Genomic DNA, 19,184 nt, shown 5'->3' with positions numbered 1-19,184 from the left:
CACCAATCATCATCACGATGACACTTTTCTTTAGATTTCCACCAATCATCACAACAATGCTTTTTCTGAGAACTCCAGCAATCATTTTTCCAAGACATTCATTTCTACCTCCTTTTAATAGTGTTCATATTATTCTATGTTTTAATAAAAAAATGGCTTGTTTATTAACCTACTATTTTCCTTTTATATGATAGAGTATTTTCTACTAGATATAGAGTTCATACAAACAATGCTAATTTTTAAGAGATAATAGACAGAACTACTAGTTATGGTATTTTCCCATGAACATTTGTTAAAGAAAACATTCTGATTATAAATAATATCTTATTTTGGAGTACACTTCTCTGAATGTATATTTCACAATAGCGAAGGAAAAACGGGTGCGTCTTTCGGGGGGGAGGGGGGCCTATTAAAAGAAAAAAGATTTGTTTTAGAAAGTGGATCTAAACATTAAATACAGCAGAATCCAACTCTCCTCATTAAACAACATATTAATTATGAGAGGTCTGTTTTTATAATTAATAATGAAAAGAGTGTTTAGTACAAGTGTTTGTTTTTTTCTTTCTATGTTTTTGCCTCGTACCCTTTTAAGCAAGTGGACATACTTTATTAATAGAAAGGATTAGGGGGTGAGGTTTTGGGGTCTCGATTTAATAATTGTAAAAAGAAGTGTAGATGTAAACAGGATGATTGTTGGGATGCTTTCGAAGAGTGTAAAAAAGAACATGAAGAACAAAATAAAAAATGCGATTGTTGCTGTGTTCAAGGAATTAGAGACGAACTTAAAAAATTAGTACACAGTGCAGTGCGCATTACTACAACAGGAAATAATTTTGAAGGAACTGTTTCTTCAGTAACTTGTGATGTTGTAAGGCTTGCTAATAGTGCTGGCGTAGTTACGGTAATTATATCTGTATGTAAAATTGAAGCTATTGAACTATTGTTGACATAGGAAAAAAGCATAATTATGTTTTTTTATAAAGCCATTCACATGAATGGCTTTATTTTAATTTCATATAAAAGGAGAATATATTCTTTATATAGAAATAAGTTTGAGGCTATAAAGAGTGATGTACGAAAGGAGCATGGAAATGATCAAACTAGAAATCTTTAAAAAATCTGATTTTAAACAATTAATAAGCTGGATTAATTCCGAAGAATTTCTAATACAATGGTCAGGAAATGCCTTCACATTTCCTTTAGACGAACAGCAATTAGAGAAGTATATAGAAAGTGCAAATACACTCGCTTTCAAAGTGGTAGATGAAGAGACTTCAGACGTTATTGGTCATATTTCGCTTGGGCAAATAGATAATATTAATAAGTCCGCTAGAATTGGAAAAGTATTAGTTGGTAATACAAAGATGAGAGGACGTTCTATAGGAAAACATATGATGAAAGCGGTACTTCATATTGCTTTTGACGAATTAAAACTACATAGAGTAACTCTTGGTGTGTATGATTTTAATACATCGGCCATTTCATGTTACGAAAAAATAGGGTTTGTAAAAGAAGGCTTATTAAGAGAGTCAAAAAGAGTAGGAGAAACGTATTGGAATTTATGGGAAATGAGTATGTTAGAATATGAATGGAAGAAGTAGCAACAATAGTGATTTATAATTATGTTATGTTAACAAAAGGGGCTTGGTGGGTATAGTGGATAATAAAACAAAAATAATTTCAATTGCAGCTGTTTCGGGGGGAGGTAAAACTACAATTACAGAAAGATTAAAGCATAAGTTTAAAAACTCAAAAGCTCTATATTTTGATAGTTATACATTTGATAACTGTCCCGCTGATATTTGTAAATGGATTGATGATGGGGCGAATTACGACGAGTGGGTATTAACACCATTAATTCATGATATTGAGCAACTTATACAAAATAATACCTTAGACTATATTATTGTAGATTATCCTTTTGCATACTTAAATAGTGAGATGCGAAAATTCATTGATGTAACTATATTTATTGATACGCCTTTAGATATTGCGATGGTTAGAAGGATTTTGCGAGATTTTAAGGAAGGTACAATAGATGAAATATATAATGATTTGGAACATTACATGACATATGCGAGAAAAGCTTATTTAGAGGCAATTCATACTGTTAAGCCGAATTCAGATATCGTATTGGATGGTTCTTTATCTGTAAGTGAAATAATTAATCACGCTGTAGAGGAACTTGGTCGAAGAGAAGTGATTGTCAATGGTTAAATGTATAACAGATGCTGTTAGGTAGATAATTGAATTAAGGGAGAGATAAATGTGTACACTTTATTTCAATATAATTGGCAAGTTAGAGATGATTGGTTTAAGTGGTGTGAACAACTTTCAGAGGAAGAGTTACTTTGCAAACGTGTTGGTGGTGTTGGGGGTATTTTAGAAACATTATTTCATATTGTAGATGTAGAGTATAGTTGGATTAGTGCTCTTCAAGGAGAAGAAGATAGAGAACCGCAATTTAAAGATTATCAATCGATTCAAAAAGTGCAAGCGTTATCTGATTTATATAAACGAGAATTAAAATCTTTTTTACAGTTGTGGTCATCTAGTCTAGAATATAAGATATTTAAGGCTTCGTGGACAGATAAAACATATACATATGGTGAAGTTTTAAGACATGTAATCGTACATGAAATCCATCATATTGGTCAGCTATCTATATGGGCGAGGGAGTTAAACTTGCAACCAGTTTCAGCAAATTTGATTGGAAGAGGATTATAGAATTAGAAACCGACTTGCATCTCAAGCGCAAGTCGGTTTTTATATATAAGAAGATTTCTTAATTGAAATCCTCGGATTTTTTCTGACGTATATGTAAAAACATTAAGGTGGTAATGATTAAGAAAATCATTATAGTTTGTATAATTAAGTTTTTAAACTGAAGCAATATTGTCCAAGATGTAAGGGTGTCTTTAAAAGCTTGGAGTGCAGAGTACGAGGAAGGATCAAAACCATACTGTAGCAACTTTTTTGTTTCAATAAATGAGATGTTTTCTTCATCTGCATCTAATATTACTGAAATTAGTCTAGTATCTCCTAGTTTTGCTGTACTGACAAAACTATAATTACCGTTAGTTGAAAAACTAGTTTGTAAGCCATCAACACCTTGAAGTTTAATGTTTTCATTAAGGGAATATATCATTTTATTCGTATTGAAAACCTGGGAATCTTTGAAGGTAAATTGGTAAGAGGTTAGTTTCGTAATATTCAATACATCTGGAAAATCTTTTACTAATCGTGCAGCTAGTTTAGCTGCGTCTATTGCTGTTGTAGTTGATTGTTTATTTGTATCATGATTAATTCCAGTAGAGTTTAGAAATGGAGATGGTTGTAATAACTGTAGTTCTTTTGCTTTTTTATTCATTAATATTGTAAAGTTATCTTCATTTCCAGCAATGTGTTCTGCTAGAGCGAGTGCAGAACGATTATTCCCTGCCAGTAGCAATGCATGAAGTAAATCACGAACCGTTGTTTTATCATTCGATGTTACTTGTATAGGGCTTGTCTCTACTCGGAAAACTTCGTTACTTATTTGTACGAAGTCATCTAACTGTATCTTTCTATCATTTAGTTGCTCCAATACGATATATTCTGTCATTAATTTAGATAAAGTAGCTGATTGTACTGGAGTTTCTTCATTTTTTTTATAAACAATTTCACCCGAATTAGCATTTATTAAAATAGCTGATTTAGCTTGAATAATCGGACCATTTACATAAAGGTAAAAATATAAAACGATAAGTGCAGTAATGAAAAAAGATAATAATAAAATAGCGAATTTTTTTAAGAATTGCATAAGCGATCCTCCTATTATGACATCAATAATAGTATTGTAAAAAGGAATGCTTAATTAGGAAGAAAGAAAAGGTAAAGAATTTCTAAAGAATTATAAAGGATTATTAAATTTAGGGAAATAATAGAAAAAGTTCAATTTCTTATATGATAAGAAATTGAACTTTTTATTTGTAATATTAACATTTGTATGGAAGTAGTTTTACGGTGAATGTTGTTTTTTCGTCATCACTATATACTTCAATTGTTCCTTTATGCAACTCGACTATACTTTTTGCAATTGCTAATCCAAGTCCAGATCCACCAGTGTTTGTAGAGCGTGATTTCTCAACGCGATAAAAACGTTCAAAAATATGAGGTAAATCCGTACTAGGAATAGGTTGTCCGTAATTTGTTATATCAATTGTAATCATATTATTGCTTTCATAAGCAGTAAGGTCAATATAGCGACCTTCGCTTCCATAAGCGATAGCGTTTATAATAAGATTTTCAAACACACGCACTAATTTGTCACCATCAGCTAATACCATGAGCTTTTGAGACGGGAAAGAAGGCCGACATTCTATATTAGCTTCTTGAACCTGTATGCGGAATTGAACAGTTAATTGTCCAAGTAACTCTACAATATCAATAGGGACAGAATACAAGCTTAATTCTTTATTTTGAACACGTGTATATTCGAACAAGTCATTCATTAATGCATTAAGACGAGTTACTTTATCGTAAATGACTTGAATATAGTATCGCAATTCCACTTCATCTCTATAATTATCATGATGGATTAAATTTACGTATCCAACTATAGAAGTAAGAGGAGTGCGTAAGTCATGTGATACATTTGTAATAAGTTCACTTTTTGCTTGTTCCGCTTGTCTTTCTTCATCAATTGAGACTTTTAATTGTTCAACAATTTCATTGACCCCGATTGCTAACTCTTCCAGATAGTTATGATTTACAATAGAAACTTTATGATTGAAGTTTCCATTTGCAATGTAACGAATTTCTTCTATCATTTTTTTAATACAAGTTTCATAGTAAAGTTTTCTCTCGTGACGATAAAAAATGTAAAGATAGGATGAAAAAATAGAAAATAAAAACAAATAAGAAACAATCATCATCCATAAAGACTCTTTAATCCCTTTATACTTTTCATAACCAAAAATTCGAATGAATTCTTTACCAAGTTCGGTTAGAGTAAGTGAACTCTCAATTACACTCGTAACGAGGCGATAAATAATTAATTCAGTAATAGGAGTGAGTGTGATAGCTAATAAGAGCCAAAAAATAAGTTTCCATTTAGGAATATCTTTTAATATATCAAATGCTTCATTTCTCAATTTTATAGCCAACTCCCCAAACAGTATGAATCAATTTTTCTCCATTCATTACTGTTTCAAGTTTATCCCGTAAGTTGCTAATATGGACCATTACCGTCTTATTTGAACCATAACCATCTTCATTCCAAACGCGTTCGAAAATTTCTTCTGAACTAAATACTCTTCCTGTATTACTCGCAAGTAAATATAAAATATCGAATTCAATAGAAGTGAGTTTAATATACTCTCCATTTACTTTAACAGTATGATTATGTTTGTGTATTTCAACAGAGCGAATACGAATAATACCATCTTCATTCTTTTGCGAAGTAGCATTTTGGAAAGAGGATCTTCGTAATAAAGCTTTTACTCTAGCTACTAATTCTAATGGATTGAATGGTTTGATCATATAATCATCGGCACCTGTCATAAGACCTAATATTTTATCCATATCTTCTGCTTTTGCACTAAGCATTAGAATTGGTACAGTATTATTTTCACGTACTTCCTGACAAACTTCTAATCCGTTTCGTTTTGGCATCATAATATCCAAAATCATAAGGTCAACTTCATATGTAGAAACCTTTTGCAATGCTTCATCGCCATCATAAGCTTTATAAATGTTATAGCCTTCATTTCGCAAATAAACAGCAAGTAATTCAACAATCTCTTTATCATCATCAATAATTAATATATTTTTATTCATTGTGTAGTTCCTTTCCTTACAAATCATCAACATTACTATAATATCAAACATTTATGTACTTGTAGCGATGATTCTGTATAAAATTTCATGTAACGTATTAAAAAGGAGTAAAAAGATTAATAACGAATATAAAATAACAAGGATATTTAGATTCCACTTTATACTGAAAGTTAGTTATAAGGGGGATTTTCTATGCTATATAATGATATATATTCATTTATTCCAACTGGAAAAATAGAAAATGATATTAAAGATTTTCTACTAAAATATAATAAAGAGTTTACATATAAACATTCAATTCGTGTGGCAAATGAGGCAAAAAAGATTGCGGAAAAGTTTCACGTAGATAAAGAAAAAGCAGCAATTGCAGGATATTTACATGATATTAGTGGAATTTTTCCGAACGAGGAGCGGATTGCAGTTGCTGAAGAATTTGGGGTAGAAATAGTGGAAGCAGAAAGAAAATTTCCTATGATTATTCATCAAAAATTATCGAGAGTAATCGCAAAAGAAATATTTAAAGTAGAAGATGAAGAAATTTTAAATGCAATTTGTTGCCATACAACGTTGCGTAAACATGCAACGAAAATGGATTTAGTATTATTTGTTGCAGATAAAATAGAATGGGATCAAAAAGGGACACCACCATATTTAATAGAAATAAAAAAAGGATTGGAAAAATCTTTGGAAAAAGCAGCTTTTGTATATATTTCATATTTGTGGGAAAGGAAAGATACATTGAAAGTTATACACCCGTGGCTAGAAGAAGCATATTGGGATTTAAAAAGAATTGTACAGTAGAAAGGACAAGGAAATACAATTAAAAGAATATATGAATCAAGCATTTCCAGGAGTTACATTAGGACCCTACTTATTATCTCAGTGGGAAAATCATTTACATTTTGATTTCGGAAAAGATAAATATCAAATTGTAGAAGGAACCGACGATTTAAATATGGAATACTTTTCTCAACTATATACATACAATAAATTCTTATTTGAAGACATATTTTCAAAAGAAGATGTAGTGTTTGTAGTGACAAATGTTTATAGATTTAAAAAGGAAAACATAAAAACTCCACAGAAAATAAATGTATACAATAAATATATTAAGAAAAGAGATTTAAGATTTCATATAAGACAAGAAACGTTACCGTTTCTATTTGAAGATGAAGAAGCAGATTTATATTGTACATATCAATTTTCTTTAAAATGTCTCGTAGAAGATATTAAGTATGAATCGCTTATACAAGCTGCTAATCATGAGGATTTCTCTGCTCTGTATCCTCGATTTGGACGAAAAAAAGAAATCTCTTATCCAGATGTATTTCTCATAAATGAAACGAAAGATATTGTCATGTTTATGTATGATGATAGAGGATGTGAAGTAATTGCGAAGAATAAAGAAATAATACGAGATTTATATAAGAAATACAAAGAATGGATTCCAGATTATGAACGAGAAAGTATAGATAACTTATTTAAATGACAATAGGGGAAGTGAAGCGTGTAATGAAACGTATTGCAATTGTATCTGCATGGGAACCAGAACTGACATATTTGCATCAACATTATCCGAGTGAACGTGTTGAAAAAAGAGCAGCTTGGGAATTTCATTTTCATACTATTAATGAGCTGGAAATTATATCAGTTGTTACTGGTGTCGGTAAAGTAAGCTGCGCTAGTTGTGTACAATTGTTAATTAGTGAGTTTCAGCCAGATGAGTTGTTTATGACAGGAATATGCGGAAGTTTATCAAACAAGGTGCAAAACGGTCATATTGTAGTGGCACTAAGCGCAATACAACACGATGTTACTGCTGCTGGTTCAGGGGAAGATATTTTTAATTTATATAACGGTAGAACAGCACCTATTGAAACAACAAAATCACTTGTAAGAAGAATAAAAAAAATACGATCGTATGATCCGATACATTTCGGCACATTTTTATCAGGAGATCAACGTATTCGTAGTTCGGAAATGAGATATTTACTCCATACCGTATATGGAGCATTGGCAGTTGATCAAGAAGTAGCAGCTTTCGCCTATGTGTGTCAAATAAATAAAAAACCATTTCTATGTTTAAAAGCAGCTTCAGATCAGGCTAATGATAAAACGAAAGAAGAACAAAAAATCTTTAAAATGCTAGCATGCGAAAGAGCATGTGAGCATTTAATTGCTTTTTTGCGTGTTTATGAGATTAATGTAGTAAATAATAGATAGTTAGAGGGTTTTAAGTTTGGAAACTACAAATAAAATAGCTATTTTGGGTGCGAATGGAAAAGTCGGGAAATTCCTCATAAATGAAGCGTTAGAACAGGGATTTCAAGTGAAAATATTAACGAGAAATTCTAAAAATATGCCGATAAATAATGAGAATATAGAGGTTATCATTGGAGATGCCCGTGATTTTTCTTCAATCCAGGAATTACTTCAAGGTTGTAGAGCTGTGATTAATGCTGTCGGTCAATCGAAAAATGAATCTTATATTTTTAGTACAGTTACAAAGCATATTTTAAAAGTAATGAAGGAATATGAAATAAAACGTTATATTCTTATTTCTGGTGGCTCTATAAATGTTGTTGGAGATCAGAAAGGGATTGTAAATAAAATGGGGGCTAACTTGTTTAAATTATTTTTACCAAAAATGATGCAAGATAAATATAAAGAGTTACAAATTCTCCAAAGTAGTGATGTAGATTGGACGGTTGTTAGATTACCATTTGTTATAGAGGGGAATGGTATAGGAAATATAAAAGAGAGTTTAGTGGATATGCCAGGAATTAAAATTCAAAATGGAGATATTGCACCGTTTGTTATAAAACAAATTAATAGTAAGTTATATGTAGGGAAATGTCCGTTCATTTCAAATTAAGAGCTGAAATTTATAATAGATGGAATATATTATATGGGTACATGTTGAGGTTAATACAAGCAATTGGAGGGCAATTTTATATGATTCAATATAAAAGGTGTAGTGAAGTGAATATTGATTTAGTATATGAAGCTTTTAAAGATGGATTTTCCGATTATATTATTAAGATGGAGGTTTCAAAAGAGGATTTTATACAACGTTTTTTGGGACCAGAAGGTAATTTGCTAGAACATTCTTTTCTTGCTTTAGACGGTGACAAATCTGTTGGCGTAATACTAGGTGGTATAAAGGATTATGAAAGTATAAAGACTATGCGCTGCGGAACATTAGCGGTTCATCCTAATTATCGCGGTATTGGTGTGAGTCGAAAATTATTTGAACTGCATAAAGAAGAGGCGATTCAACATGGATGTAAGCAACTTTTTCTCGAAGTCATTGTAGGAAACGACCGAGCGATTCATTTTTATAATAAGTTGGGCTATGAAAAAGTGTACGATCTTTCTTATTATAATTTAAATGATTTGACTAAAATAATGAATAAAGATTGTAAGGATATTGAAGTAAAACAATTAGAATTTCCAACTTTTAAAGATGAAATTCAGAAATGGTTAAACTTCCATATAAATTGGCAAAATGATATTGATTATATCGAACAAACAAATAATATATTTTATGGTGCATATGTCGATAATGAGTTAAAAGGCTCTCTATGTGTAAATGAACAAGGTAAAATTAGTTTTATTTTCGTAGACAAAGATTATAGAAATATTGGTGTTGGGATGACATTATTACAAGTAGCAAGAGAAGAATTACATTTATCAAGTTTATCAATTGGGTTTCCTAACAATAATTTACTGGATGGTTTTTTAAAGAAATGTGGATTTGAAAAGAATTCTTTAGCACAATATGAAATGTATTTATTACTCTAAAAGCGGAAGGGATTTATTCTTTTTGCTTTTTATTTTTTCTGTTAAGTTGGTAAATTCTTCTCAAATATAATTTGTAATGAGAGGAATTTGTTTATCCTTAAGTTATCTTTTTAATTGTCAATTTCATGCTAATAATTTTCTTTGTATAATATTCTAATTTTATGTAGAATAGATACGATGGGAGGGGATGAAATGAATAATGGATTAAAGTTTAAGATTTTTGAATTGCATTGTCTTGTTCAAAAGACTTATTCTGATATTAAAATAGCGTGTGATATTGCTATTTATCAAGAAAACACTTCTAAATATTTAATTTCATTAGGATTTTTAAATAAATCATATATGACTTATATAGAAGCAAAAAGATTCTATCGCGAAAATGAAGAGCTTGTAAGTGTAGAATTTGATAATTTCTTTGATATGTATGATAAATTAGAAAACGAATTAAAACAAGTTATTTCAACTGAAGATAAAAATCCTTCATTGCTACATAGCAGACTTGATCAGTTTCATCAGAAAGTTGAAAATATAAATGACCTAATAAAAGTATTGCAAAATGCTCGTTAATGAATGCTTTTTTCTTTTTTGTATAGAAATTATGTATTAAAAACATTTTAGGGATATTACATATTAAAGAGGTGGCTTTTGTTAATTACAAAAGTCATCTTTTTATGTTAGGAATAGATTGTATACATTTTAGCAGTTTCATATAAATAATAGGAATTTATACGAGGTAAATATCATGGGAAATAAAAAAGAAATAGCTATAGTTGCATTAACAACAGGATTCGTTTTAACAAGTGTAACACCATATGGAGTAGGTCATGCAGAGGAACCTGGTCAAATGCAAGTTGAAATTCAAGAGGATTCGTTCCGTACAGGTGATCTTACACAACCATCAAAAAAAGCGCCAGAGAATGTAGTGAAAGATGCACTTAAGGAAAATACGGAGCATGCTTTGTCTCCAAAACAAGTTAGTGCAGAAACAGGAGTAGATTACAAGGTTCTTCAAAAACGTGGTTCTTATGATGGAACTACACTTGTGCGCATGCAACAAATATATGAAGGAAAAGAAGTGTATGGCCACCAGTTGACTGCTCACGTAGATAAAAAAGGTATTATTAAAAGCATTTCAGGAGCTAGTGCACAAAATTTAACACAAGAAGATTTAAAGAAACCTATTAATTTATCAAAAGAAGAAGCGAAACAATATATTTATAAAAAGTACGGAAATGAGACTAAATTTATTTCTGAACCAGAAGTTAAGACGGTTATTTTTGTTGATGAAAATCATGGGCAGGCTAGCAATGCATATCAAGTTACATTTGCTGCTACAACACCAAATTATGTATCTGGAACTTATTTAGTGAATGCTCATAATGGTGAAATGTTAAAAGATATGGTACAAGAATCAAGTTTGAAAATAAGTGAAGAGTATGTTCAATCCGTTAAGGAAAATAAAACTAGCAATTTCACATCATTAACTGGAACAGGAAAAGATGATTTAGGCGTAACTCGTACATTTGGTATTTCTAAACAGACCAGTGGGAATTATGCGCTTGCTGATTACACAAGAGGACAAGGAATTGAGACATATGATGTAAATTATAGAGATATTACAAATGAAGAAAGTTATTATCCTGGTATACTAACAACTAGCGTTTCAACAACATTTAATGATCCAAAGGCGGTAAGCGCTCATTTCTTAGCAACAAAGGTATATGATTTTTATAAAGAAAAATATAAGCGTAATAGTTTTGATAATAAAGGGAAAAAAGTAGTTTCAGTTGTACATGCATGGGATTCCGGAGGAACAAATGATCCTGAAAATTGGGAGAATGCATTTAGTACTAATATTAATAACATTAGTATGCTTTTATATGGAGATCCTATGGTAAAAGCGTTCGACATAGCGGGTCATGAATTTACACATGCGGTTACATCTAGCGAATCTAACCTTGAATTTTCAGGAGAATCTGGGGCGATTAACGAGGCATTATCTGATATTATGGGAACGGCTATAGAGAAATACATAAATAATGGAGAATTTAACTGGACAATAGGAGAACAAACGGGATCGACTTTTCGTAATATGAAAAATCCAACTGCAATTAATTTTTCAGAAGGACTACCGTATCCTGATGATTATAGTAAATATAATGATTTAAATGGAGAGGATTATGGAGGCGTTCATTTTAACTCAAGTATTATTAATAAAGTTGCGTATTTAATTGCACAAGGTGGTACTCATAACGGTATAAATGTAAATGGTATTGGTGAAGATAGAATGTTTGATATTTTCTATTATGCAAATACTGATGAATTAAACATGACTTCTGATTTCTCTGAATTGAGATTGGCATGTCTTACAGTTGCAACTAATAAATATGGAACGAACTCAATTGAAGTTCAATCAGTCCAAAATGCTTTTGATGCGGCAAAAATTACAGGAACAGTGAAAGAAAACGAAAAAACAGTAGAAAACCAAGCGCCAGAGTTAACTGTACCGAGTACCATTACACTACGTGTAGGAGATACGTTTGATCCAATGAGAAATGTAAAAGCTGTTGATAAGGAAGATGGTGATTTAACAAATAAAGTAAAGCATAAAGGCGATGTAGATACTTCAAAATCAGGTACATACATTATGGAATACATGGTTGTTGATTCTCAAGGGCGGAATGCAACGGCAACACAGACTGTAATTGTAGAGAAAAATGGAGAAACATCAGATTTAGAACCTAAATTAACAGTGCCTGTTGGAGCGACAATTCATGTAGGAGATTCATTTGTTCCAATGGCAGAAGTATTAGCTATCGATAAAGAAGACGGTGATCTCACTTCTAAAATCAAAGTTGATGGTGAAGTAGATACATCTAAAGCTGGTACTTACGTATTAACGTACACGGTTACAGATTCTAAAGGTCATGAAGTAACGGCGGAGCAAACTGTAACGGTCAAAGTTAGAGAAGAAGTTAAAAATGATAAACCAATACTAAAAGTACCTGCTACAACTTCAATTACTGAGGGTGATCAATTTGATCCGTTGGTAGGAGTATCAGCTACTGACAAAGAAGACGGTGACCTTACTTCTAAAGTAGCGTATGAAGGAACTATAGATATAACTAAAGCTGGTACTTATGAAATAATATATAGTGTAAGAGATTCCGTGGGTAATGAGGTAAATACAATACAAAAAGTGTTAGTGAAAGATAAAGAAACTAGCAAACCTAATGGTCTTGCTAATAAGACAAACAACAGTAATACCGATAAAAAAGAATATACATATAAGGAGCTTCCAAAGACGGGTGTAAGTACAACTAACAGTGCAGCAATCGGCATATTGATGATTCTTACAGGTACAGTACTCACTTTGGTTCGCAAATTTAGAAAGATACAAAAATAATAGTAGGGATTATTCGTTTGAAGAAAAGAGTTCATTATCCAGAAGAAATAAAGTAGAAAGTAAGTAAAAAGAAATATGGATTTTTTACTTAATAAGATTTTAGTAGTTAAGCGGTACATTTGGATTTTGTAAAAATTTACAGTTGGATGCCATTTTGTCTACAGAACTATATTACATATAAAACACGTTACTATTCTCATTAAAATAAAAGAATAGTAACGTGTTTTTTGATTTGAAAATAGCATAAATCCTATAGCTCATGAATATAGGAGTACTTCTAATTTGCCATTGATAAGTTACTGAAAATACTTTGTTTTAATGGAAGTGTCACTCTAAATGACAACATGAGATTTTCGGTATTTACCAGGTGTTTCGTTGGTGAATTTTTTAAAAATTTTAGTGAAATAGCTTTGATCGCTAAAATTAAGCGAAGCGCATATGTCTGATAAAGGATAGGTGGTGAAAGTTAATAATTTCTTTGCTTCTTCGACTCGTTCACGTTGAATGTACTCAATTAATGAAATACCGACCTCTTTTTTAAATAATATAGATAAATAATCTGAATTCACATTTGCAAATTTAGCAAGTTGTTTAACAGATATTGGATTGTAAATATTTTTAAAAATATAGTTTTTGCAGATAGCAATAGTCTGTGAATGTTGCTGTGTTTTTTGTGCCTTTACACGGTCTGCAAAGGTACAAAAAGCATTTTTTAACAAATCCCAAACAGATTCTTTGTCTTTTAAATCTTCTGTTCTTTGAATATGTAAATCATAAATTTTGTAAGCAATCCCAGATGGAAGTCCCCCTTTTATCGCATATCTAGTAGCGAGCGTGATGGATGAAATACAAATGTTTTTATGACGTCTTAATTGATGGAATGAAGATAAAGATAAAGATGAAAGAGTCTCTTGTTGGAATTCGTAATAATATTTGAGTACGGTTTCTTTATCCCCGTTTTCTATAGAACCAAGTAATTGCTGCTCTATATATAAATTATGATAAATGGATTCGTCTTTTTGCATTGAAATATATACATCTTCGTTTAAGATTCTGCTATGACTTATATGAAGTGAATCACTGTTATTTGAAAAGGTGCTTACATCTGAATTTTTTTTATAGAGAATGTTATAGAACAATATTGCTATATTTACAAAGAAATTTTGATCTTTGACTGACAATGAAAAATAATGGTCTCTTGTTCTTTTATAATTTGGAATGAAATTAAGGTTACTATCCGTTTTACTTGTAGAAAAATTTACATGTGCCAAGGGCCCAATAATAACAGTACCGTTCACCATATAATCGCTCTTTATGTGAATTAAAATGAAGTGCCCTAGATGTTCGTGAGTTCTGAAGATGGGTGAATTATATGTATCATTTCTCTGAAAAAGCACATGTAACTGTTCTATTTTTGATGTATACAACGAATGTGAATCATTTTTTGATGTGAATTCTAAAAGAATATTTTTGTTACAATCTAAAAAACAAACTGGAATTTCAAAAGATTGGAAAAACATATTACAAATGTACTCTATCTCAACTAGACTGAGCTTTTTAGTCATATTCTTCCTCCTTACAGTTATGCGTAATAGTTAAATAAACATATATTCCTTTTTTCATAAGTAGAAACGGAAAATCTTCATTAATAAAAAATATAAATAAAAGTTATAAACTTCTAAGAATAATACCATAATTTAACATGAATAGCACATATTATTTGAATATACAGGTAATAGTTTTGGACAGTAGCGTAAAATATGAATCGTCACACTTATTTGTTGGTTATTACTTATATGTATTAAAAATGATTAAGGTTGGATTTTAAATAGGGATAGGAAGTGAGAAATTAATAGATTGACAGTAAGTGACTAGTCGAAATTAGCAGTGAAAGCTATTATGTAACAAATGTAATGATTTTTGAAGTAGAGATATAAGTGTAATTTAGGGGAGAAAATTACATATATCATGTGGAGAGACAACGTAATAATAAAAGATAAGAAAAGTGAATAAGTGATTGTAAACAATGGATTGTTGGACGACTATGTTTTATGTTATTCGTTTAAATCTGATACTTGGCACACTATTGCTTTTAAGAAGGTAATAGTAATAAAGAGATTTTTAAAATGATAGAAGTAGTAAAGGGGATAAGAGAAATGAAAAAAATATTTAGTGTGCTTTTAGTGTTATTCTTAACATTTTCTACATGGTCTAGTGTATTAGTAAAGGCAGATTCACCATCTAAAGGTACTTTAACGATTCATAAGTATGAACAAGAAAAAGATGGAGCGCAGGGACTAGAAGGTGACGGTTCTGCAAATCAAGAAGTGCCAAAAGATGCGAAACCATTAAAAGGTGTAACGTTTGAAGTAAAAAAGGTTGCCTCGTTTGAAAAAATTTCAAACGATGGGAAAATCGTAAAAGAAGATGTGAAACCTGTAATGGGAGCAACTCCAACGCAAGTAGTAACAGATGATAACGGACAAGCTGTATTAAAAGATCTTCCGCTAGGACGTTATGAGGTGAAAGAAGTGGCAGGACCTCCACATGTTAATCTAAATCCCAATACGTATACAGTGGATATCCCATTAACGAATAAAGAGGGTAAGGTGCTAAACTATGATGTTCACATGTATCCTAAAAATGAGGTTAAACGTGGTGCAGTGGATTTAATAAAAACTGGTGTAAATGAAAAAGCATTAGCAGGTGCAGTATTCTCTTTATTTAAAAAAGACGGTACAGAAGTGAAAAAAGAGTTAGTAACAGATGCTAATGGTCATATTCGCGTGCAAGGATTGGTGTATGGAGAATACTATTTCCAAGAAACAAAAGCTCCGAAAGGCTATGTAATAGATCCAACTAAACGTGAGTTTTTTGTTAAGAACTCCGGAACAATTAATGAAGATGGAACTATTACTTCTGGTACAGTAGTTAAATTAGAAGTGAAAAACTATGAAGAACCAATAATTGATAAAAAGATTAACGGAAAATTGGAAGCGTTACCAATCAATCCGTTAACTAATTATAATTATGATATTAAAACATTAATTCCAGAAGACATTAAGGAATACAAAAAATATGTGGTAACAGATACTTTGGATAATCGTTTAGTGATTCAAGGAAAGCCAATTGTGAAAATTGATGGAGCAGAAGTAAATGCAAGCATTGTAGAGGTAGCTATAGAAGGTCAAAAAGTAACAGCTACAGTAAAAGATTTCACAAAATTAGATGGTAAAAAAGAATTTCATTTGCAAATTAAATCTCAAGTAAAAGAAGGAGTACCATCTGGTTCGGAAATTTTAAATACAGCAAAAATTGATTTTACAAATAAAAATGATGTAATTGGAGAAAAGGAATCTAAACCTGTAGTTGTTGTTCCGACAACTGGAATAATTGAGTTAACAAAAATTGATGGTGCTAATAAGAATAAATTAAAAGGTGCAGAGTTTGTACTTAAAGATAAAAATGGAAAAATAGTTGTTGTAGCAGGAAAAGAAGTAACAGGTGTATCAGATGAAAATGGTGTTATTAAATGGTCTAACATTCCATATGGAGACTATCAAATTTTTGAAACGAAAGCACCAACATATACAAAAGAAGATGGTACAAAAGCTTCTTATCAATTATTAAAAGATCCCATTGATGTAAAGATTAGCGAAAATAATCAAACGGTTAAATTAACGATTGAAAATAATAAAAGTGGATGGGTTCTTCCGGTAACGGGTGGCATAGGAACGACTCTTTTTACTGTAATAGGCCTTACGTTAATGGTTACAGCGGCATTTGTTTTCTTTAGAAAAAAGTTTTCTAATAATTAAGATTTTAGGAACATGTAACTATGGGAAAAGGGGAGAAGCAAAATGCTTCCCTCTTTTCGATATTTAAGCATATACAGAGGTGGAAATATGAAACGAAATCTTGTTTTGGGAGGTATTTTTTTATTTGGATTAGGTGTTTTTTTATATCCTACTATTAGTAATTGGTTGGCGACTCGTGCACATTATTCTGAGATTAGCTCTTACGATAAGAAGATCAAAGCGCTACAAAAGAAAGAAGTCGAACGTAGGGAAAAAGAAGCAGCCGAATATAATAAACAAGTTCACACTTCCACGAAAACATTTACTGATCCATTTTCTGAAAAAAAAAGTAATCATCAAGCATATGCTGATGCGTTAAATTTAGGAGATGTAATGGGGTATATTGAAATATCGAAAATTAATATAAAACTGCCAATCTATCAAGGGACATCTGAGGAAGTATTGAGCCGCGGGATAGGTCATTTAGATTTTTCTTCGCTCCCGATAGGTGGAGAAAATACGCACACTATTTTAACAGGGCATCGTGGTTTACCATCAGCAAAATTATTTACAGATTTAGATAAGTTGAGCGAAGGAGATCTCTTTTATATTCATTCTTTAGACAAAGTTCTTGCTTATAAAGTAGATCAAATTAAAGTAGTGTTACCACACGAAACGGACGATCTACAAATTGTAGAAAATAAAGATTATACAACTTTAATTACGTGTACGCCTTATGGAGTAAACACCAATAGATTGCTAGTTCGAGGTGTGCGTGTGGAGTTAAACGAGAAAGAAAAACAAAAAGTGAGTACAGAGATATTTATATTTAATAAGTGGACTGTAATAGTTCCAATCCTATTGTTATGTGTGTTTCTAGTCGTAATTTATAAGAAAAGGTTAACTCGATAGAATGTATTTATTTATCCTGCATTAATGGACATTGGGACCGGAAATTCAGAGATAAGTAAAGAAGATATATAGGGAATGAAGTAAATCCTCATTGATAAACATGTCATTTTATTCGACTATAGAAAAAATACGGTAAAGGTGGGAACAAAGGAATTGAGGCTACGATTAAAGCTGGTAAGTATTCATTTTATTGTTTTGTTAATGTTAAGTGTAAGTTTTGTCGTATATGTACCACAAGAAGCATATGGATCCACGACAAACTTAGAAGGTCTAGGTGATATATCGCGTTATAATGCAGTTGTCTTTGGTAACCATAAAGCAATAGGTGGCGACATTGAAGGAGCAATTGCAGTTCAAGGTGATATGGATGCATCGGGGTATACAATTGTAGGTGCTGCAGCGGGAACATCTAATATAGTAGGTGAAAAATGGGTTGATGAGGGATATCCGTCCTTGTTATTGTCTGGAAAATTTAAGAAATCAAGAGAAGAATCTTTTATCATTCAAAACGGAATAGTCGTAATGACAAAAGAGAGTGATCCAGATCGCATCATACAATCTTCTTATGATCATATCGTTTATAAAGAAAAACTAGAAATTGACGCGAAATTTAATGAATTTCGCAATATAGTGAACCAAGTCAGTAAAAATGCTGGTCAATATAAAACGAATACCCCAATTCCAAATATGAGTTATGGAATCGGAAAAGATATAAACAATTCTAATATTTATGTTTCATCAGAATTGACAGGGAAAAACAATTTAGATATAAGAGATGTATTTTTACCGAGTGCTAAGGACAAAGATTTTATTGTTATGTATTCGGATGCAACAGAGGTTACATTTAAAAATGGGTCTATTCTATATGACACGAACAATATTGGAAGGGCTACAGATATAGTTCCTACATCACAACCATATTCTCCTAATTCCCCGTTTACTGAGCTATATGGGAAAGTGATTTGGGTTTTTCCAAATGCGAAAAAAATTACAACAGAGGGATATGGTGTCGTTGGGAGTGTGTTTGCCCCCAATGCTGTATTAGAAACAAAAGGCGGTTCGATTAATGGACAAGCATTTGTCGGTGCGGTACAACAAACTGGTGGATTTGAATTTCACAATTTCAAATTTAACTGGCAACATTGGAACAAGCCTAGTACTGGAAAAGTAAAAATAAAAAAGGTTGATAGTAATAATGATAATAAAAAATTGGTGGGAGCAAAGTTTCATATAGAAGATTCAAATAAAAAAGTAGTTGGAGAACTAGTAACAAATGAAGAAGGAGAAGCGATATCAAAAGACTTACCAATAGGAAACTATATCCTTGTAGAAATAGAAGCGCCAAAAGACTATGAATTATTAAAAGAAAAAATAACTGTAAAAATAGAAAAAGATGCAGTAGTAGAAATTAAAATAGGAAATAAGAAATTGCCAGATCCAATGGG

18 protein-coding genes are annotated in these 19,184 nt (G+C 31.3%); 14 read left to right on the top strand and 4 right to left on the bottom strand.

Features of this window, described 5'->3' with window-relative positions; all coding sequences use genetic code 11:
- Positions 1–637 precede the first annotated feature (637 nt).
- The 4 genes from exsK (at position 638) to MR170_RS24870 (ending at position 2,727) form a co-directional block, all read left to right on the top strand.
- Positions 638–952 (top strand): exosporium protein ExsK, encoded by a 315-nt coding sequence (gene exsK / locus MR170_RS24885; RefSeq protein WP_016081557.1) that lies wholly within the window; start codon positions 638–640, stop codon positions 950–952.
- Between the two features lie 139 nt (positions 953–1,091).
- Positions 1,092–1,601 carry a GNAT family N-acetyltransferase gene (locus MR170_RS24880; RefSeq protein ID WP_095690878.1) on the top strand — a complete coding sequence of 170 codons (510 nt, stop codon included), beginning with the start codon at positions 1,092–1,094 and terminating at the stop codon, positions 1,599–1,601.
- Between the two features lie 46 nt (positions 1,602–1,647).
- Entirely contained in the window at positions 1,648–2,217 is a 570-nt protein-coding gene (locus MR170_RS24875) for a nucleoside/nucleotide kinase family protein (protein ID WP_481746788.1), read from the top strand.
- A 51-nt stretch (positions 2,218–2,268) separates the two neighbouring features.
- Complete coding sequence (locus tag MR170_RS24870; protein WP_242309733.1) at positions 2,269–2,727, top strand: DinB family protein; 459 nt, start codon at positions 2,269–2,271, stop codon at positions 2,725–2,727.
- Between the two features lie 58 nt (positions 2,728–2,785).
- Here MR170_RS24870 and MR170_RS24865 read toward each other — a convergent pair whose 3' ends face one another.
- From MR170_RS24865 to MR170_RS24855, 3 genes are all read right to left on the bottom strand, one after another.
- Positions 2,786–3,802 (bottom strand): D-alanyl-D-alanine carboxypeptidase family protein, encoded by a 1,017-nt coding sequence (locus tag MR170_RS24865; protein ID WP_001160060.1) that lies wholly within the window; start codon positions 3,800–3,802, stop codon positions 2,786–2,788.
- 175 nt (positions 3,803–3,977) lie between these two features.
- Positions 3,978–5,135 carry a sensor histidine kinase gene (locus MR170_RS24860; RefSeq protein WP_029442353.1) on the bottom strand — a complete coding sequence of 386 codons (1,158 nt, stop codon included), beginning with the start codon at positions 5,133–5,135 and terminating at the stop codon, positions 3,978–3,980.
- Complete coding sequence (locus MR170_RS24855) at positions 5,125–5,820, bottom strand: response regulator transcription factor (protein ID WP_001038809.1); 696 nt, start codon at positions 5,818–5,820, stop codon at positions 5,125–5,127. The genes MR170_RS24860 and MR170_RS24855 overlap by 11 nt, the downstream gene beginning before the upstream one ends.
- A gap of 192 nt (positions 5,821–6,012) precedes the next feature.
- Here MR170_RS24855 and yqeK point away from each other — a divergent pair, with 192 nt between their 5' ends.
- The 7 genes from yqeK to MR170_RS24820 all read left to right on the top strand — a co-directional run bounded on the left by yqeK (position 6,013) and on the right by MR170_RS24820 (position 13,030).
- On the top strand, positions 6,013–6,621 hold the full coding sequence (gene yqeK / locus MR170_RS24850; RefSeq protein ID WP_016081551.1) for a bis(5'-nucleosyl)-tetraphosphatase (symmetrical) YqeK: 609 nt from the start codon (positions 6,013–6,015) through the stop codon (positions 6,619–6,621).
- A 13-nt stretch (positions 6,622–6,634) separates the two neighbouring features.
- Positions 6,635–7,309: a DUF3885 domain-containing protein gene (locus MR170_RS24845; protein ID WP_144502165.1), complete on the top strand. Its 675-nt coding sequence runs from the start codon at positions 6,635–6,637 to the stop codon at positions 7,307–7,309.
- Positions 7,306–8,043 carry a phosphorylase family protein gene (locus MR170_RS24840; RefSeq protein WP_242309730.1) on the top strand — a complete coding sequence of 246 codons (738 nt, stop codon included), beginning with the start codon at positions 7,306–7,308 and terminating at the stop codon, positions 8,041–8,043. Before MR170_RS24845 ends, MR170_RS24840 begins: the two co-directional genes overlap by 4 nt.
- Before the next feature lie 16 nt (positions 8,044–8,059).
- A complete protein-coding gene (locus tag MR170_RS24835) occupies positions 8,060–8,695 on the top strand; it encodes an SDR family oxidoreductase (RefSeq protein ID WP_242309727.1) in 636 nt (211 codons plus the stop codon).
- 80 nt (positions 8,696–8,775) lie between these two features.
- Complete coding sequence (locus tag MR170_RS24830) at positions 8,776–9,624, top strand: GNAT family N-acetyltransferase (RefSeq protein ID WP_016081549.1); 849 nt, start codon at positions 8,776–8,778, stop codon at positions 9,622–9,624.
- Positions 9,625–9,816: 192 nt separating this feature from the next.
- Positions 9,817–10,191, top strand: coding sequence for a hypothetical protein (locus MR170_RS24825; RefSeq protein ID WP_016081548.1), 375 nt, complete (start codon positions 9,817–9,819; stop codon positions 10,189–10,191).
- Between the two features lie 175 nt (positions 10,192–10,366).
- Positions 10,367–13,030 (top strand): M4 family metallopeptidase, encoded by a 2,664-nt coding sequence (locus tag MR170_RS24820; protein WP_242309724.1) that lies wholly within the window; start codon positions 10,367–10,369, stop codon positions 13,028–13,030.
- A gap of 332 nt (positions 13,031–13,362) precedes the next feature.
- Here MR170_RS24820 and MR170_RS24815 read toward each other — a convergent pair whose 3' ends face one another.
- Complete coding sequence (locus MR170_RS24815; protein WP_242309721.1) at positions 13,363–14,595, bottom strand: helix-turn-helix domain-containing protein; 1,233 nt, start codon at positions 14,593–14,595, stop codon at positions 13,363–13,365.
- 591 nt (positions 14,596–15,186) lie between these two features.
- Here MR170_RS24815 and MR170_RS24810 point away from each other — a divergent pair.
- The 3 genes from MR170_RS24810 to MR170_RS24800 all read left to right on the top strand — a co-directional run.
- Positions 15,187–16,848 (top strand): SpaA isopeptide-forming pilin-related protein, encoded by a 1,662-nt coding sequence (locus tag MR170_RS24810; RefSeq protein ID WP_242309718.1) that lies wholly within the window; start codon positions 15,187–15,189, stop codon positions 16,846–16,848.
- Between the two features lie 87 nt (positions 16,849–16,935).
- Positions 16,936–17,739: a class C sortase gene (locus MR170_RS24805; RefSeq protein ID WP_075719284.1), complete on the top strand. Its 804-nt coding sequence runs from the start codon at positions 16,936–16,938 to the stop codon at positions 17,737–17,739.
- 153 nt (positions 17,740–17,892) lie between these two features.
- Positions 17,893–19,184, top strand: a 1,292-nt coding sequence (locus tag MR170_RS24800; RefSeq protein ID WP_242309715.1) for a collagen-binding domain-containing protein, incomplete at its 3' end; no start/stop codon positions are given.

It is taken from the genome of Bacillus cereus group sp. BfR-BA-01524 (genome assembly GCF_022662595.1).
GTDB classification, from domain to species: Bacteria; Bacillota; Bacilli; order Bacillales; family Bacillaceae_G; genus Bacillus_A; species Bacillus_A thuringiensis_S.
Note: the sequence above shows the minus strand (reverse complement) of the source record. Positions and strands in the feature narration are given on the sequence as shown.

Coding starts and splice junctions, on each gene's coding strand:
- MR170_RS24805 (WP_075719284.1), top strand. CDS start 16,936: ATGAAACGAAATCTTGTTTTGGGAGGTATTTTTTTATTTGGATTAGGT.
- MR170_RS24815 (WP_242309721.1), bottom strand. CDS start 14,595: ATGACTAAAAAGCTCAGTCTAGTTGAGATAGAGTACATTTGTAATATG.
- MR170_RS24880 (WP_095690878.1), top strand. CDS start 1,092: ATGATCAAACTAGAAATCTTTAAAAAATCTGATTTTAAACAATTAATA.
- MR170_RS24840 (WP_242309730.1), top strand. CDS start 7,306: ATGACAATAGGGGAAGTGAAGCGTGTAATGAAACGTATTGCAATTGTA.
- MR170_RS24830 (WP_016081549.1), top strand. CDS start 8,776: ATGATTCAATATAAAAGGTGTAGTGAAGTGAATATTGATTTAGTATAT.
- MR170_RS24810 (WP_242309718.1), top strand. CDS start 15,187: ATGAAAAAAATATTTAGTGTGCTTTTAGTGTTATTCTTAACATTTTCT.
- yqeK (WP_016081551.1), top strand. CDS start 6,013: ATGCTATATAATGATATATATTCATTTATTCCAACTGGAAAAATAGAA.
- MR170_RS24825 (WP_016081548.1), top strand. CDS start 9,817: ATGAATAATGGATTAAAGTTTAAGATTTTTGAATTGCATTGTCTTGTT.
- MR170_RS24855 (WP_001038809.1), bottom strand. CDS start 5,820: ATGAATAAAAATATATTAATTATTGATGATGATAAAGAGATTGTTGAA.
- MR170_RS24820 (WP_242309724.1), top strand. CDS start 10,367: ATGGGAAATAAAAAAGAAATAGCTATAGTTGCATTAACAACAGGATTC.
- MR170_RS24865 (WP_001160060.1), bottom strand. CDS start 3,802: ATGCAATTCTTAAAAAAATTCGCTATTTTATTATTATCTTTTTTCATT.